Source organism: Streptomyces sp. NPDC127108 (assembly GCF_042677545.1).
Lineage (GTDB): Bacteria > Actinomycetota > Actinomycetes > Streptomycetales > Streptomycetaceae > Streptomyces.
This window is the reverse complement of the sequence record NZ_JBHXTE010000026.1, coordinates 45,801-61,226: the sequence shown is the minus strand read 5'-3', so window position 1 is coordinate 61,226 and position 15,426 is coordinate 45,801. Positions and strand designations below refer to the sequence as shown.

14 protein-coding genes and 1 pseudogene are annotated in these 15,426 nt (G+C 70.1%); 7 read left to right on the top strand and 8 right to left on the bottom strand.

Annotated features, from left to right (window positions below; translation table 11 throughout):
• Window positions 1–56: 56 nt before the first annotated feature.
• The 5 genes and pseudogenes from ACFVHO_RS22755 to ACFVHO_RS22735 form a co-directional block, all read right to left on the bottom strand.
• Complete coding sequence (locus ACFVHO_RS22755; RefSeq protein WP_385717654.1) at window positions 57–1,223, bottom strand: acyl-protein synthase; 1,167 nt, start codon at window positions 1,221–1,223, stop codon at window positions 57–59.
• A 71-nt stretch (window positions 1,224–1,294) separates the two neighbouring features.
• Complete coding sequence (locus ACFVHO_RS22750; RefSeq protein ID WP_385717440.1) at window positions 1,295–2,446, bottom strand: GNAT family N-acetyltransferase; 1,152 nt, start codon at window positions 2,444–2,446, stop codon at window positions 1,295–1,297.
• Entirely contained in the window at window positions 2,443–3,876 is a 1,434-nt protein-coding gene (locus tag ACFVHO_RS22745) for an MFS transporter (protein WP_385717437.1), read from the bottom strand. The genes ACFVHO_RS22750 and ACFVHO_RS22745 overlap by 4 nt, the downstream gene beginning before the upstream one ends.
• Window positions 3,873–5,027 carry a phenylacetate--CoA ligase family protein gene (locus tag ACFVHO_RS22740; protein WP_385717434.1) on the bottom strand — a complete coding sequence of 385 codons (1,155 nt, stop codon included), beginning with the start codon at window positions 5,025–5,027 and terminating at the stop codon, window positions 3,873–3,875. Before ACFVHO_RS22740 ends, ACFVHO_RS22745 begins: the two co-directional genes overlap by 4 nt.
• Window positions 5,028–5,670: 643 nt before the next feature.
• A pseudogene (locus tag ACFVHO_RS22735) lies at window positions 5,671–5,871 on the bottom strand (DNA-binding response regulator); the annotation flags it as partial.
• Window positions 5,872–6,159: 288 nt separating this feature from the next.
• On the opposite strand from ACFVHO_RS22735, the gene ACFVHO_RS22730 reads away from it, so the two are divergent.
• A complete protein-coding gene (locus ACFVHO_RS22730) occupies window positions 6,160–6,489 on the top strand; it encodes a hypothetical protein (RefSeq protein ID WP_385717431.1) in 330 nt (109 codons plus the stop codon).
• 275 nt (window positions 6,490–6,764) lie between these two features.
• On the opposite strand, the gene ACFVHO_RS22725 is transcribed toward ACFVHO_RS22730, so the two are convergent.
• On the bottom strand, window positions 6,765–7,016 hold the full coding sequence (locus ACFVHO_RS22725; protein ID WP_385717651.1) for an RICIN domain-containing protein: 252 nt from the start codon (window positions 7,014–7,016) through the stop codon (window positions 6,765–6,767).
• A gap of 110 nt (window positions 7,017–7,126) precedes the next feature.
• On the opposite strand from ACFVHO_RS22725, the gene ACFVHO_RS22720 reads away from it, so the two are divergent.
• The 3 genes from ACFVHO_RS22720 (at window position 7,127) to ACFVHO_RS22710 (ending at window position 9,608) form a co-directional block, all read left to right on the top strand.
• Window positions 7,127–7,594: an FG-GAP repeat protein gene (locus ACFVHO_RS22720; RefSeq protein ID WP_385717428.1), complete on the top strand. Its 468-nt coding sequence runs from the start codon at window positions 7,127–7,129 to the stop codon at window positions 7,592–7,594.
• A gap of 166 nt (window positions 7,595–7,760) precedes the next feature.
• Complete coding sequence (locus tag ACFVHO_RS22715) at window positions 7,761–8,369, top strand: hypothetical protein (protein ID WP_385717427.1); 609 nt, start codon at window positions 7,761–7,763, stop codon at window positions 8,367–8,369.
• A 369-nt stretch (window positions 8,370–8,738) separates the two neighbouring features.
• A complete protein-coding gene (locus tag ACFVHO_RS22710; RefSeq protein WP_385717425.1) occupies window positions 8,739–9,608 on the top strand; it encodes a hypothetical protein in 870 nt (289 codons plus the stop codon).
• Between the two features lie 39 nt (window positions 9,609–9,647).
• Here the strand turns inward: ACFVHO_RS22710 and ACFVHO_RS22705 are convergent, their stop codons facing one another.
• Window positions 9,648–10,742: a T6SS phospholipase effector Tle1-like catalytic domain-containing protein gene (locus ACFVHO_RS22705; protein ID WP_385717422.1), complete on the bottom strand. Its 1,095-nt coding sequence runs from the start codon at window positions 10,740–10,742 to the stop codon at window positions 9,648–9,650.
• 273 nt (window positions 10,743–11,015) lie between these two features.
• On the opposite strand from ACFVHO_RS22705, the gene ACFVHO_RS22700 reads away from it, so the two are divergent.
• From ACFVHO_RS22700 to ACFVHO_RS22690, 3 genes are read left to right on the top strand one after another with little or no spacing between them, the layout of a single operon-like run.
• Window positions 11,016–12,011, top strand: coding sequence for a caspase family protein (locus tag ACFVHO_RS22700; RefSeq protein WP_385717419.1), 996 nt, complete (start codon window positions 11,016–11,018; stop codon window positions 12,009–12,011).
• Window positions 12,008–13,300 (top strand): hypothetical protein, encoded by a 1,293-nt coding sequence (locus tag ACFVHO_RS22695; RefSeq protein WP_385717416.1) that lies wholly within the window; start codon window positions 12,008–12,010, stop codon window positions 13,298–13,300. The genes ACFVHO_RS22700 and ACFVHO_RS22695 overlap by 4 nt, the downstream gene beginning before the upstream one ends.
• The gene (locus tag ACFVHO_RS22690) at window positions 13,300–14,340 is read left to right on the top strand and encodes a ComEC/Rec2 family competence protein (protein WP_385717414.1); all 1,041 of its coding nucleotides are present in this window, start codon (window positions 13,300–13,302) and stop codon (window positions 14,338–14,340) included. The genes ACFVHO_RS22695 and ACFVHO_RS22690 overlap by 1 nt, the downstream gene beginning before the upstream one ends.
• A gap of 93 nt (window positions 14,341–14,433) precedes the next feature.
• Here ACFVHO_RS22690 and ACFVHO_RS22685 read toward each other — a convergent pair whose 3' ends face one another.
• A complete protein-coding gene (locus ACFVHO_RS22685; protein ID WP_385717411.1) occupies window positions 14,434–15,276 on the bottom strand; it encodes a MerR family transcriptional regulator in 843 nt (280 codons plus the stop codon).
• Window positions 15,277–15,426: the final 150 nt, after the last annotated feature.

The window sequence follows — 15,426 nt, the reverse complement described above, 5'->3', positions numbered from 1 at the left end:
GTGGGTCGCTTCCGTGGTCGTTGTCTCAGTACGTGTCATGCGTGTCGTCGCGGTGTTCACGCCTGTCCCTTCAGCAGCTCGGCTGCGGCCACCGCGCAGCTGCGGTTGCGGCTGACTCCGGCGCGCCCGTGGATGGTGAACCACGGCGTGGGCAGCGGGCAGCCGCACTCCTCGGCGGGGTGCAGCGAGGCGAGGTCACCCATGACGACGCTCTGTGCCGGCACGGAGGTGATGTACGGCGAGACCAGGTGCAGGAAGCCGCGCTCGCCGTACCCGAGCGGCCGCAGCGTGCGGGGATCGCGCACGGCGGCGCGGGACCACACGGGCACGTGCAGTCGGTGTCGGGCGCACTCGATGTAGGGCACGCAGTGCTCCACTGACCCGAAGGTGTCCCGGATCCGCTCCGGCTCGACACCGAGCAGTTCGGTCACGCGCGCGTAGAACTCGTCCTTCCCGATCTGCTGGTCGGCATGCCCCTTCCAGCCGCCGCCGAGCACGACCAGGGAGCCTGGGGGCAGTTGGATCGGGGGCAGGCCCTGGGCGTGCATCCGTTCCAGGGTGAAGTGCAGGAACGCGGGGAAGCCGAGGATGCGCACGGGCAGGCCCTCCTCCGCGTATCGCCGCAGCGCCCTGATGCAGCCGTGCACGTCGAACTCGTGGCCCTGACCGGTGTGGCGCAGGGCGTGGGTGACGTCCTTGGCCGGGGCGAAGTCGCACAGGTAGTTGTCGGTGAAGGAGGTGCCAAGCTTCATGCTCGGGGCGGGTTCGTAGCTGTAGAGCAAGTAGTTGACGGGCTGGTCGGGGGTGATCCAGCCGTAGTGGTCGAAGATCCGGGCCACCATGCGCTGGGCGGAGCGGATGGTCCACTCGTCGAAGAACATCTGGGACTTCTGGCCGGTGGTGCCCGACGACGTCAGGTGCAGGAAGACGTCCTCGCGCGGGATCGAGAGCACTTCGTGCCGCTTGAAGAACGTGGCGTGGACCAGCGGTGTGCGGATGTCCGCGCCGACCGTCGGTGCCGCGGCCTCCGGCGCGTCGGCGAGCAGCGAGCGGAAGAACGGCGAGCGCGCCGCGTGCCACTGGTTCGTCTCGGCCATGGCGGCCGCGAACAGCGCGTCGGTGTCGGGCCCTTGGGCGTACGGCTCGGCCAGGTCACAGAGCCGCTGGACGTGTGCGAGGGCCTCCGCGTCCGGGACGTGCACCGGGGCGAGGTGGGGGTTCACCGGGGCGCCCGGGGACGGCGGGGAGGCCGCGGTGTCCGGCGCGGCCGGAGAAGGGGTGTGGGTGTGGGTGTTCACAGGGCAACCTCGTGGCGGGGCAGGTAGGTGGCGGCCCAGGCCGTCAGATAGGCGTTCGCATAAGGCCGGAGCGGCCCGCTGACGGCTATGGTCCGGAAGTCGATCTGGCGGCTGGTGCGGGAGAGCACGACGTAGTCGTGGAGCGTCTCGCCGATGCGGCGCATGGCCGGGTAGACGGCGCTGGGAACGAATCCCTGGTCCAGGAAGGCGGTCAGGCTCGCGGTGTCGGACAGCGGAAGGAGGGTCTCGACGTAGTCGGCGCCGGACCGGGAGACCGTTGCCATCAGGGGCTCCAGGGCATGCGTGACCGCCGCCGGGTAGGGGTGCACGGCGATCAGGGCGCAGCTCCCGGCGACCGGGTCGAGGTCCACGTACGCCTCGAACGCGCCGTCCGGCGGCACCAGTACGGCGTTCGGGGCGTGCAGCGGGTAGTAGCGGCCGGCCGGATCCGGGAAGAGCTCGAGGAAGCGGCGGCGTACGAAGCCGGGAGCGCTGACCACTTCCAGCTCGGCTGTCGGCGGCTGGGCCGGTCCGTCGGGGCCGGCCGGGCCCGGGGTGTCCGAGGGCAGCACCGATCCGTGGGGGACGCCGGTGCTGGTCTCGGCGGCGGCGAGCAGCGGGCCGAGCGCCGCGGGTGCCCGGGAGACCCGCTCACGGTGAGCGAGCACGCCGTCGGCGAAGCGGGCGAACAGGCCGAGGCTCTCGCAGCCCGCCACCTCGGCGGCGTTGGGCAGCAGGCCGAGCGGTCTGAACCCGTTGCGGACCACGACCTGTTGGGGCCCTTCGGTGACCATCCGTACGGTGGCGTACACCGAGTCCAGACGGCCCGCGGCGAAGGCCGTGTCGCACACCGCTCCGGTCAGCTGCCCGGCGAGGCCGCCCCGGCGGCGGTCCGGGTGGACCGCCAGGCCGACGAGTTTGCCGATGCGGCTGCCCGGGTCGGTCTGTACGACGGCCGAGCCCGTGAGTTCGCCGGTGCCAAGCAGCCGTGCGGTGAGCCAGTGGGTGTGCGGGTCGGTGATCAGGCGGCGCATCACCGCCGGGTCGCTGCCCAGCGGCACGGGATAGCCGTGGCCGTACACGTCGAAGTACAACTGCCGCAGTTCCGCGATGTCCTGGAGCGCCGCGGGGGCGATGGCGGCGGTCATCGGGAGGCTCCCGGGGCGGCGGTGAGGGTGTCCGCGGGGGCGGTCCGGGCGCTGGTTGCGCCGGGTTCGGGTGCTGTCGCGGGGGCGGCCTGAGGGCCGGGGGCGCCGGTGTCCGGTGCCGTCGTGTCTCCGCGTCGGCCGAGCAGGAACAGGGCTGCCGCGACCGGCAGCAGGCCCGCGCCCTGGACCAGACACAGCCAGCGCGCCTCCAGGTGGTCGCCGAGTACCCCGAAGAGCAGCGACGACAGGGGGAAGGTGGCGCCGAGCAGCGCCTGCATCACCGCGAAGAATGCAGGTTTGTCGGCGGCCGGGACAGACCGCTGGAAAAGAGCGACGAAGCGTACGCCGATCGCGCCGACGCACCAGCCCGCCACGATCAGCGACACCAGCGCCACCGCGACGGTCGGCGCGAATCCCGGCGTCGCGAGGGCGAGCGCCATCAGGGCCAGGCACATCCCGCCGACCGTGGTCGGCGAGCCCGGCACGCGCCCTCCGGTGAAGGATCCCAGCAGGGTCCCCACGCCCAGGGCCGCCTCCAGGGCGGCGACGGTCGAGCCCCGTCCGTCCAGCGCGGACCGGGTGTAGAGCGGCATCACGACGTACACAGCCGTGGTGAAGAGATTAGCGGCGGCGAAGCAGAGCAGCGCGTGCCGGATGTGCGGCAGACCGGCGAGGACCTGTCGCAGTGTGCGGCGCTGCGGTGCCGGGCCCGGCGACATCTCCCCCGGGCTCTGGGAGGCGTCGGCGGTGACGGCCCGCGGGAAGCGGGTCAGCGTGACGAGCAGGGCCGCCGTGAGGTATGCGCCCGCGCATCCGGCGACGATGCCCGCCAGGTCCCAGGCGTCGACGAGCAGCGGGCCGAGGAGGCCGCCCGCGAGTCCGGCCAGGGACTGGGTGGACAGCTCGAAGCCGGTCGCGGCCTCGATGTCGGCGTCGTCGACCAGTTCGGGGACCGAGGTGGTCAGGCACGGGTCGAAGAGTGCCTGGCAGCCCGCGAGCAGCAGGGCCGCAGCGTAGACGACGGCGGTGGGCAGGTGGGCCGTGTAGCTCCAGACGGCGGTCGCGGTGGCGATCAGCCCGGCTGCTGCGGCGGCGCCCGCGAGGACCCCGCGGTGCGGGCAGCGGGCGACGATCCGGGCGACCACCGGGACGAGGACGACCGCGGGGAGTGTACTGACGGCGAGGAACGCCCCTGAGGCGAAGCCGCGGTCGGCGCCGGTCGTTTGGCTGATCAGCCACCACACCACGCCGACCTGGAACATCCGGGCCGCCGCCTGGGTGAGGACCTGCGCGCTCCACACCGCCCCGAAGGCGGGGTTGCGCAACACCACGGGCAGCCGCCCACGGGCGCCTGCGGCGGTCTGTTCACCGGAGGCGGTGCCGGTGTCCGGCATGTCACCGGACGCGGTACCGGTGTCCGGCGCGGTCATGAGCCCATCCGTTCGTCCAGGACACGGATCAGCTTGCCCGAGCGGGCGTTGACGGCCAGTTCGCCGTGGCGCACCCACGCCACCGACAGCGGGTGGATGTGCCCGGCCTCCACCGCCTCACCGAACAGCGGACGCTCCGTCAGCAGCTCCTTGCGCATGGCGTCGGCGAGGTCGGAGCGTCCGGCATGTCCGGCAGGGTCGCCGTCGGACGCGAGGCGCAGCAGCAGGCCGTCGCGCCCGTCCCAGTGGCGCAGCACCATCTGTACGCCAGTGACGCGGCCGACCACGTCGGCTCTGCGGACGAGGTCCTGCACGTCCTGGGTGTAGAGCGAGACGGGTCCGACGCGCACGCCATCCTGGGAGCGGCCGAGGATGCGGAAGTGCCCGGTGCCGGTGCCGGTCCACTCGGCGCGGTCGCCCGCGGGGTAGCGCAGGACGGGCATCAGGCGTCGGCGCAGGTCGCTCACCACGACCTTGCCCGGCACTCCGGCCTCGGTGATCGGCTCGTCGGTCTCCTCGTCGAGGATCTCCACGGCGGTGTACGGGGCGAAGGCCTGGTGGACGCGCGCGTCGGGGCCGGGCACGGCGCGGCCGAGCAGCCCCGCGTCGACGCTGGCGTACCCCACGGAGCCTGGTCGGGCGTGCGGGAACGCGCGCGCGAGCGGCGGTTCCTGGTCGCGGTAGAGGCTCTCGCCGCCGAAGAGCAGCAGCTCCACCTGCGGGAGTTGGCGGCCGGCGGTGACGAGGTGGTCGGCGAGGGCGCACAGCGTGGTGGGGGTACCCGCGATCACCTCCACGTCGAACTGCTCCAGGGTGTGCACGGTCGACTCCAGGGGTGCGGCGCCGCCGATGGGCAGCCGCACGTTGGAAACGGGGCTGCGGTGCAGTGAGTCGAGGATGAAGGTGAAGCTGGCGTACAGCTCACCGGTGTAGAAAAGGTCGGCTACCCGGTGCCCGGGGCGCAGCCCGGAGTCCAGGAGTCCGGCGCCGAAGGCGGTGGTGAACTCCCGCCATTCCTCACGGGTGTAGAAGGAGAACTTCGGGGAGCCGGTCGTGCCGCCGCTCTTGAAGACCACCGCTTCGTCGAGGGGGCCGGTCAGAAGTTGGTTGTCCCGGGGCGTATTGGCCTGCCAGAACCGGGTTTGCGGCACGACCGGAAGCTGCGTCAGATCCGTGACACAGTCCGGAAGTTGCGCGTAGAGCTCCGCGTAGAACGGGGATCGGCGGCGCACGAAACGTATGAGTTCCGTCAATGGTTGAACGGGCATCAATTCCTGCTTTACGGCATACGAAGGCGGCGAATCCCCTTGTGGGAGAGATCGCCTGGCGTGGTTGGGTGGCGTCCGTCTGCCGGGGCCGGCCCGGAGCTTGTGTCACGGGCGGCCCGCCGGTGTCACGGACTGCGCACAGAAGATTACCGCATGGCGAATGTGCCGAATTCCCATGTGTGTTCCCACCGCGCGCCGTCGACGCCTTCCGGCCATCGTGCGCGAGCAACTACACGCCCGGACCCGGCTGGTTATCCCGCTCCCGGCTTTTGAGTGCCCGTCAGCCGGGTGCCGTGATTCGGCTGGAAACCGGCTGGCGGGCGACATGCTGCCGCCAGACCACGTCGCACTGTCACCGGCGTCGTGAAGCAATCGACGAGAGCATCGACCGGAGCGGCCGGGACCCACTGCCGGTGATCGCAGCGCCGCCGGTCCCACGTCTCGGCCTACGTCTGCCCGGTGGGCTGCTCGACGCCCTCGCCCTCACCGGCACTGACCAGCCCTGTCTCGTACGCGACGATGACGGCAGGCCGAGGACCTCCAGCTCGCGCGGGGTGAGCGCGGCGAGGTCACGGTGGAGGGCAGCGGTGTCGCTGCCGCGCCGGGTGAACCGCTGGACGAGGCGGCGGGTGATGGCGGGGGCGAGGAGAGCGTCGCCGCCACGGACCGTGCGGACGGCCGCGGTCAGTTGCTCGGGGGTGACGTCCTTGAGGAGGAAGCCGCTGGCGGAACCGTCGCTGTCACGTTCACCGTGGGGATGGGCGCCTCGCTCGGCCAGATGATGAAGGCAAAGGCCCACGATGCCGCTGACGTGGTCGTGCCCGCGCCCATGCCGGACTTCGGGCCCCAAGGGGCTGAAACCGGCACAGGCCCTGGAACCACCACAGACACCGGCGCCGATCCCGGCACTGGACCCGAAAGGCAGCCAAGGACCGATCCCGCAGCGGTCGCCGCAGCCATCAAGGACACCGCCGGAACCGGAAAGCACTACCGCGCCGCCACAGTACGAGCGACCGTGTCCGGCCTCAACCGCACCACCGACGTGATCGCCTTCACCGGCGACGCTTCCTGGGGCGGCTACACGATGGTCTCGGGCCGCTGGCTCGACGGCCCCGGCGAGGCCGTGGTCCCGACCCCCTTCCTCGCCGCGATCGGCACCCGCATCGGCGACACCGTCACCCTCGACGGCCTGGCCGAGCCGGTCACGGTCCGCATCGTCGGCGAGGTCTCGACCCCCGCAACGACGGTATGCAGGTCTTCACCGCGGCCTCGACCCTCAGGGCCGCCCATCCCGACCTCACGGAGACCAGCCATCACGTCGCGGTCACGCCGGGCACCGATGTGACCGGCTACGTCGACGCGCTGAACGGACCTGGCGGACCTCGGGGTCACCACCCGGGCGGGCGGGCTCGACTCCGTCATCGCCGTCTACGACATGCCCGAACTCCTCTCGCCCGCCCTCGGCGGCCTGCTCATCGCCACCCTGGGCGCTCTCCTGCCCGCGGGCTGGGACGCCAAGGCACGCACCGCCACCGCACTGCGCACCGAATAGGGCGGCGTTCGGCACACCCAGAAGGCCTGGCCGAACGCCGCGACGCCGCGGAGATCCGTCAGAAGGTCTCAGCGGGCCGTCTTGGACCACTTCTCGTCCGCCGCGCCGTTGCAGGTCCACTGGATCAACTGGGAACCCTTGGTCGCCGCGGAGCCGAGGCCGAGGCACTTACCCGAGTAGACGTTGCGCAGTTCATGCGTGTCCGGGTCGTGCCACCACTTCTGGTCGACGGCGCCGTTGCAGGTGTACTGCACCATGCCCGCCCCGTTGGCGAGGCTGGACGCGGGGCCCATGCACTTGCCCGAGTAGGCGTTCTGCAGGGCCGGCGCCCGGCAGTCCCGGCATCGCCCCGGCCGGGGCTCCTGTCAGTTCCCTTCGCAGGGACCCTTCGCGATCGGGGCGCCGTACGGCACAGTCGGCGGGAAGGAGGGTGCCGGGTACGTCGTCGTGTAGGGGTCCGGGCGCGGTCCGGATCACGCGCGCCCCCCGGGTCGTCGACCGCGGCACGGCGGGGGTGCCCGGTGACGTCGCGGAGTACGACAGCTGCGGGAGGGAGTTGGCCGTCGGCGACTTCGACGGGGACGGGTACAGCGATCTCGCCGTCGGGGGCTTCTCGGCCAGGGCACTTGTGCTGTGGGGGCCCGGCGACGGGCCGACGGGCGCGACCTGGACTGTACCGGCCCGGACGACACCCTGGAGAGGGACCCGAGCCCGCTGCTCGACGTCACGGCGGAGCTGGACGGCCTCGGCCACGGCTTCCGTGCTCTGCTCTCCGACGCAACACCGGCCACCGGCACTCCACGCACTCCGTGTGGGTCAGGTCCGCGCGCCGGGTCAGGAAGATGCTGATCCTGATCATCTCGGACCCCTCAAGGCACTTGGGGGCGTTCCATGGTGACTCCGGGTGACTCCGGTGGAGTTCTCGGTCCTGGTGGTGCGAGGGGCGTCAGTTGACGGAGCGGTCCTTGTCCTCTCAGTGCCGAGTCATCGCCAGGGATCACACGTCGGACCGGCCGGACGCAGGGGGCGTCGATGTCGCCACAGGACCTGGTTACCGTTCTGCCATGACAGACGAAGCCCCGATCACAGCTCAGGATCCGATCGCCGAACACGTCGCCGTCTGCCCCGTCACACCCTTTGTGGTGGAGCAGATCGTCGGTCTGGCGGAACTGCCGTGGGACGACCGAACGGTCCCCGATGCGGCGATGCGGCGTCTGGGCTGGCGCGAAGGTGACGACTTGCCGTTGGAAGACACTTTCGTCACGGCCGAAGGTCATCTCGTTCATCTCGGGAGCCATCTCGCCCTGTCGTTCGCCCACTTCTACTGGGTGGGCGGCGAGGACTGGGGGGAGGACTTCTGGGGCACGTTGTCCGGCTGGTCCAGCCACGAGAACGTCGGGCGAGAGGTGTTCGATGCGCAGATCGATGCCGCTGTCGCCGGATTCAGTGAGCGACTCGGTCCGCCGGAGCGCGACCTCAGGACCGAAGGCGGCACCCTGGCCATGGGGCCGGGCGAATGGCGGCACGCGGCCTGGCGCCGCGGGAGCAACCTCCTCGTCATCGGCCCACGCCACGAAGGGCTCTCCTACTTCCAGTTCGAGGAGGCCGTGGTCTACATCGGACCAGTCGAGAAGACCGCTCCATGGCCCGCTCTCCACGATTTCATCGCCTGAACACCTCGCGACACCTTGCCTCGGACCCGAACGTCATCCGAGGGCGGATACGCGCGATCGGCCTCCGCCTGGACGAACGCAGCGTTGCCCTACACCCGCCGGCCCGGTCTGGGCGCATTGGTGATGTCAGCGGAGTGATCAAGTGTCGGCCGGGGCACCGCTGTCGAGACTGGAGGACCTGGAGCGCTCCGTCGCACCCGAAATGGCTTGTCCCTGGGGCTGATGTCAACCATGATCACCTCATGACGACCAGAAAGGGCCATGCCCTCTAGGCGCCCCGTTCCGCTCTCCGCCGCTCGCGCGCCGCCGATTTCCCGCACCGCAGCGCCCGATGGCCGTGACCGACCGTCCACCCAGGAGAGCCCACCCGTGCAGAAGACCGTCCTCGTCCCCTACGCCCACCTCCCCCGGGCACACCACGAGCGCCACGTCCTGGCCAGTACCGTCGACGTTTTCGGCGCCGCTCACTGGCTGCTCGGTGAACGCGCTCCGCAGCGCGGCGGCGATGTCCCGCCCTTTGACGCGCTGGTCGTGTCCGTCGATCCGGGCGGCAACGTCGAACTCACCGAGCTCAGCGCCGTGCGGGCCCGCTGGCCTCACCTGGACCGCCTGCCCGACGGCGGGTTCGTCGTCGCCGCGTCTCGCGTCCGCCGGCACGAGGACGGGAATCAGGTCCAGGTCTTCGACGCGCTCGGCCGCGAGACCTGGTCCTTCTCCGTCGGGGACGCCGTCGAGCACCTGCTCGTGGACGAGGCCGGCCAGATCTGGGTCGGGCACTTCGACGAGAACCCGATCGGGATCCACCGCTGGAGCTCCACGGGTCAGCACACCTGGACGTCGGACGACGCCCGCATCTCCGGTCTCTTCGACTGCTACGCCCTGAACGTGTCGGGCACCGCCGCCTGGGCGTGCCCCTACACGGACTTCCCGCTCGTCGAGATACGCCCGGACCGCACCGATCGGCCCGTGAGGGTGTGGGCGAACAACCATATTTGGGGCTCCCACGCGGTGGCCGTCCACGGTGAGCGGGTCGCCTTCTACGGCGGCTACGGCGAGGAGCAGGACCGACTCGCCCACGGAGAGATCATCGAAACATCCGTCGAGCCAACGGACGTCGGCCTGCTTACCCAGCCCGATGGCACCGCCCCCGGCCGCCGGCGGGTCGTCGGCCGCGGAAGCAGGATCTACGTCCAGGCTGAGCCCTTCACCACCTGGGGCGTGTTCGACCTCAGCGGCTGATGTGACATCCGCGCGCCCGGATCGCGCGGTGTGATCCCGTCAGCGGGCGCCCGGGTGCGGCGACAGCCATTCCTTGTCCGCCCACCCGACACCGGCCGGGATCCGCTTCGCGTACGCGGCATCGGATTCGATGCGCAGCCGTACGGTGTCGTGCACCCGGGCGCCGTCGGGGACGCGGCGGCGCCGGTAGGTGAGCAGGGCCCAGACGGCGCCCATGCGGTGCACCGTGGCCAGTGCGTGAGCGGGGCGGAGTGTGACGTGCTTCGCGTATGTCCCGTCCTTGAGCAGCAGACCGGAGTCGAGGGCGCCGTCCACGATCCACTTGAGGGTGACCGTGGAGAGCTTCGCGGCATCTTCTGGTTCTGGCTGCTTCGGTTTGTCGCCCTCGAAGGTGCCGCCCACGTCGGAGTGGACTCCGGCGAACCAGACCTCCTCGATCAGCGGGCCCGGTGCCCCCGGTTCCTCAGGGGGGAGGACGAGGTACTCCTCGTACGGTCGGCGCTTCTCGTCGATGGAGACGGCGTGGCGGACCCGGTGGACGTTGGAGATCCGCCGGGTATGGAGCCAGCGCAGGTTCCAGCGCAGCAGTCCGGCGGCCTTCACCGAGTCCCACAGCCCCATGAAGTGGACTGGGATGCCCGTCCGTTCGTCGACTTTCCGGCTGAACGCGGCAGCGAATTGGTGCAGTTGCTTCCAGTCGTCTTTGCTGAAGGTGCGGTTCTTGGCGTAGACGGCGATGGCGTACGGGACGAGGTTCTCCGAGCCGGGGCGGAGCAGGCCGACGGACTTGAGCAGCCCTGCGAGGGCGCGGGCGGTGTAGGCGCCGCGGCTGAAGCCGAAGAGGTGGATCCGGTCGCCGGGTTCGTAATGGTGCATCAGATACGTGTAGGCCTCGGCGAGGTTGGCCTTGAGTCCGGAGCCGAAGGCGAGCCCGAGGAGCTTGGAGAGCTTGCGGGCGGGGAGCGACCAGGCACCGGCGGCGGAGAAGGTGCCGACGCCGGGGTCGTAGTAGGCGATCTGCGCGGTGGGGTCGCGGAGGTCGAGCATCTCGTAGAGCTTGACCACATTGGTGTTGCCGCGCGCCTTGAGCTGATTGCCCGTACCGTCCAGGCACACCACGATGTTCTTGCCCATCACGGTCTCCAAGGGACAGTTATCCGCATTTGCTTCTATAATAGGAGCAAAGCCTCCCACCGGTCTGCCGGTGCATCGTGCGGAGGTCCCATGGCCGGTTTCACGGTGCATCTGGACGAGAACGCGGGGCCCTCGTCCACGCACGCGCTCGTCATCGGGGTCGGGGCGTATACGCATCTGAACGGTGGTCCCTCGCCGACGGACCACCCGGGCGCCGTGGGATTGAGGCAGCTGTCCTCACCGCCTCTCTCAGCTCGCGCATTCGCCAACTGGATGATCGATCAGTATCACGACGAGCGAAAGCCGCTGGCGACTCTCGCGCTCCTGCTGAGCGAAGCGGCGCCCACCCCCTTCGTCCACCCGAAGACGCAGGCCAACCATGTTGTCCAAGCGGCAACCATCGACAACATCGTGGACGCCATCAAGGAGTGGAAGGACCGGGGCGACCACGCCGAAGCCCGGCTGGTCTTCTATTTCTGCGGTCACGGCGTCTCACTGGGAACCGACTCCTCTCTGCTGGCGGCCGACATGTTCGCCGACCGGAACAGCCCACTGAACGGCGCATTGCACTTCGAGGCGCTGGTCCGGGGACTCAACAACTGCAGGGCCGCCCAGCAGGTCTTCTTCGTCGACGCCTGCCGGGAAGGCTCCGACGCACTCGTCAACACGGTGGGCAGGGACACCCTCGGACGGGTCGTCGTCGGCGGGAACCTGCGCCCCGCCGGGTTCGAACCGCGCATGCACGCCGTCCTCTACTCGACCATGCTCCGCGCGGCGGCCGTCGGACGTGCCGGGGGCGTCAGTCTGTTCACCGACGCTCTGCTGCGGAGCTTCGACGGCTCGGCGAGCGAGAACACCGAAGACAGCGTGTGGCGGGTGACCACCGCCACGCTCCTGCACTCGATCGTCCGCTTCATGCAGGAGCCTTCGTTCGCGGGCACCCTCGTGGGCGCTTCGACACCGACCAGCGGCGAGTCGTTCGACTTCGACTTCCACCAACTGAGGGGCACCCCGGTCGTCCCGGTGTACATCGGTTGCGCGGCCCCCGAGGACAACGCGCGCGCCGAATTCGTCTGCAAGCGCCCCGGCGGGGAAACGCTGCGCCGCCCGCCGCCCGACCCCGCCGAAGAACCCGACTTCCGCGAGTGGGCTCCGTTCCTGTCGCTCGGCCAGTACGAAGTCGAGGCCATCCTGGGCCCCGCGGACCTGCGCACCAAGAAGCTCGACGCCCGACCGCCGTTCTTCCGCGTCCGATTGGCTCGGCCATGAGCACCGCCCTCGCCGTCAGGCTCCACCTCTCCCGCTCCCCCACCGGCGAGTCCAACGAAGCGGTGATTGTCGGTGACATCCTCTCGGCCGACCTCAAGGGCGAGAGCCGGCACCACATCCTGATCCCCTGCGGGATCGATCCCCGCCCCACGGTGTATCCCGTGACGCCCGGCCGCTACCTCGTGTCGGCGACCCTGCCATCGGGGCTGGTGCTGACGGAAGACGCCGTGGCGGTGGAGGGTAAGGAGACTCCGGTCGAGTTCGCCATGACGGATTCCCCCTACGAGACGCACTCCTGGCAGTACCTCATGGGCAACATCGAGTCGGGCAGGGTCTACCACAGCCCCGCCGAGGTCCCGCTCGCCAAATCGATCGCCTCGCGGTCCATGGTCGCCCCCGCATCCACGCCGCGCGAGCCCGCCCTCCAGGCCGATGTGGACCTGACCCGGCTCGCCACCTGGATCGGCGACGCCTCGCCCGCGAACTGCGCCTTCGCGTCGATGCTGGCTCTGGGGGACAACCTGCCGGGCGAGCCGGTCGCCCGGCAGATCGCCCGGGGCGAGCCTCTCGTCCTCCCGGAGCCCGACGTGCGCGGGGAGGCGGTCTCGCCGCTCTACCGCTTCGGCCCGACCGGACCTGTCGGAGCCGTCGGCGATCCGCCCGGTGAACGGCAGTTCTTGGTCGTGGAGGCCGAGGAATCCGTACGCCTGGTCACCCTCCCCCTGCCCTGGGGCAGCAGCGAGGTCGAGGTTCTGGTCAATCTGCGGCAGAGCCCGACCGGGAGCGCCGTCGCCATCGCCGTCCGCGATCCGGCGATCGGAGCCGGTCTGGCGTACATGTCCCAAGGCGCCCTCGACATGGCGGCCCAGCTCTTCACCGATGTCGAGGCGATGCTCTACTCCAAGTCCGTGAACCCGCTCGCGGCGGCGGCCGGGGCCTACGTGCTCATCGGCACCGACCACACCAGGGGCGAGACCTACTGGGATCCCTGGCTGGAGCGGCTGGCTGACTCCTACCCCTGGATCAGCGACGGGGCGATCCTGCGGGCGATGCGGATGCTGCGCCGCACTCCGCCGGACCTGCGGCGGGCGCGGGACGGGCTGATCGAAGCATTCGACCGAGGCATCCCCTTCTACACGCTCGGGCTCGTCTGGCTCGTCGACGGGCTCTCCGCCTTCCCCGACGATCCCGAGTGCGTACGCCGCCTCGACGAGGTACGCCGCCTGTCGTGGCAGGCCGACATGCGCCAGCCGTTCCTGATTCTCGACCTGAGGCAAGGGAGTGCGTGATGATCCGGCTCAGGATGCTGCCCGCAGAGGACGGCGACTGCCTGCTCCTCGAGTACGGCGACGACACATTCATGCGAAGGATCCTCTTCGACGGTGGACGGCACGGCACCTACGGACGGATCAAGCCCCTGCTCGCCGAGCTGGACGGCCTGATCGACGTGCTCGTGGTGACCCACGTCGACCAGGACCACATCCTCGGCGTACTGGCACTGCTCGAAGACCCCGACCGGACGGTCGAGTTCGGCGACGTGTGGTTCAACGGCTTCGACCACCTCCACGACCGCGAGATCTTCGGCGCGGTGGACGGGGAGAAGCTCACCACCGAGCTCATCGCCCAGCAGCTCCCCTGGAACACGGCCTTCGAGGGCCGCAGCATCGAAGTCGGCCATCCCCTGACCTGGTTCGACGACGGATCCACGATGGAAGTGCTCGCCCCGGACCGCCGACTGCTGGAGTCGCTGATTCCCACGTGGAAGGCGAAGTGTCAGGAGGCGGGGCTGATCCCGGGCGTGGACCCCCTGGAGAGGGAGGCGGCGCCCGGCATCGAACGCTTCGGCGCGATCGACGTCGACGAGCTGGCCGCCGCACCGTTCAAGCGGGACAGGTCCCCCACGAACCCGACCAGCATCGCCCTGCTGTTCGAGTTCGAGGGCACCCGGATCGTCTTCACCGGCGACGCGGACGACCCGCGCCTGGTGGACTCGATCCGGCCGCGGGCCGAGGACGAGGGCGGGCGCCTGCGGATCGACGCCTTGAAGGTCGCCCACCACGGCAGCTCCAAGAACGTCTCGAACGAGCTCCTCGGCCTCCTCGACTGCGGGCGCTACCTGATCTCCACCAACGGAAAGGTCCACGGCCATCCGGACGACATCGCCATCGCCCGGATCCTGAAGAACGGCGGGGCGAGCAAGGACCTCGTCTTCAACTACCGGGATCGGGCGGCGGACTGGGACCTCGCCGGCCTGAAGCAGGAGTTCGGCTACCGCGTGCTGGCACCCGCACCGGCCGACGAGGACGGCTTCGTCACCGTGGAATTCTGATCGCCGACCGGGTCCAGCCCGCGGACCCCGGACAGCCTCGTCCTGATCTCCAGAGGCAGGGGGCGGGGCCGCGTCGGTTCCAGGCACAGGCGATCAGCTGTCCGCGGAGTCGTCCTGGCCGAGGAGTTGCGCGGTGAGTTCCATGCAGCGCATCCGGGCGGGAGAGAAGTCGTACGGCATCTTGGTGACAGCTTCGAAGGCGCTCATCTGGACGGCTTCCTCGCCATTGAGGTCGGCATCGTAGATCTCGAAGAGCCTCTCCTCGGCCGTTTCCAGCCCAGCGGTCTCGATGGCCTCATGCAGGGCCTTGTGGTGGGCGAATCGCTGTGCGGCGAGTTCCTCGACGCGAGGGTCATCGGGGTCGACGCCGTCATCGAGGGCGGCCTCGGCTGCGTCGAGACGGTCCTCCTCGGCCCGCAGGTCGGGGTGGGTGGCCAGCACGATGAACACGCTGGCCTGCACAGCGGCGCCCAGCGGGCCGAAGACCCGTTCCGTGACCAGCAGGGATTCCAGGTCGGAGGGTCGCAGCGCGCCAGGGGGCAGATGGCTAAGCCGGTCCGTCACCAGGTCAGAGAGCAACCCCAGCGGGTTGCCCACGGCCCGCAGGCGCTGGACGGCCGCGCGCTGGCGCCTGATGGCGGCTTCCTGGGCGGCCAGGGATTCCTCCAGCCGGTCCAGGTTCTCCTCGATGTCCCGGGTTTCGTCGAAGGCGGCCCGCATGTCGTCGAGGCTGATGCCGGTCTCTGCCATCTTGCGGATCCACAGCAGGCGGATCATGTCGTCGTAGCCGTAGCGGCGGCGGCCGTCCCCGCCTCGCTCGGGCTCCGGCAGCAGCCCGATCTGGTGGTAGTGGCGGATGGCGCGCGGGGTGGTCCCGGCGAAGGCAGCGGCATCACCGATCTTGATCTGGCGGGGAGGTGTGACGGAGGAGTACATCGCAGACGGAGCCTTTCGTGCTGTGGTGCCTCCGAGGACAGCACATGCCGCTACGGCAGGTGCAACAACACCCCCGGGTCCCATCCCCAGCCAAGCCCTGGCCACCGCTGGGGCCGATCGAGGTGATCGTCGAAGTCGACCCATCCGCTG

What these genes read in the sequence shown, in the direction of transcription:
- ACFVHO_RS22750 (WP_385717440.1), bottom strand. Translation starts at nt 2,446, where the DNA reads ATGACCGCCGCCATCGCCCCCGCGGCGCTCCAGGACATCGCGGAACTG.
- ACFVHO_RS22745 (WP_385717437.1), bottom strand. Translation starts at nt 3,876, where the DNA reads ATGACCGCGCCGGACACCGGTACCGCGTCCGGTGACATGCCGGACACC.
- ACFVHO_RS22715 (WP_385717427.1), top strand. Translation starts at nt 7,761, where the DNA reads ATGACAGACGAAGCCCCGATCACAGCTCAGGATCCGATCGCCGAACAC.
- ACFVHO_RS22705 (WP_385717422.1), bottom strand. Translation starts at nt 10,742, where the DNA reads ATGGGCAAGAACATCGTGGTGTGCCTGGACGGTACGGGCAATCAGCTC.
- ACFVHO_RS22700 (WP_385717419.1), top strand. Translation starts at nt 11,016, where the DNA reads ATGATCGATCAGTATCACGACGAGCGAAAGCCGCTGGCGACTCTCGCG.
- ACFVHO_RS22695 (WP_385717416.1), top strand. Translation starts at nt 12,008, where the DNA reads ATGAGCACCGCCCTCGCCGTCAGGCTCCACCTCTCCCGCTCCCCCACC.
- ACFVHO_RS22690 (WP_385717414.1), top strand. Translation starts at nt 13,300, where the DNA reads ATGATCCGGCTCAGGATGCTGCCCGCAGAGGACGGCGACTGCCTGCTC.
- ACFVHO_RS22685 (WP_385717411.1), bottom strand. Translation starts at nt 15,276, where the DNA reads ATGTACTCCTCCGTCACACCTCCCCGCCAGATCAAGATCGGTGATGCC.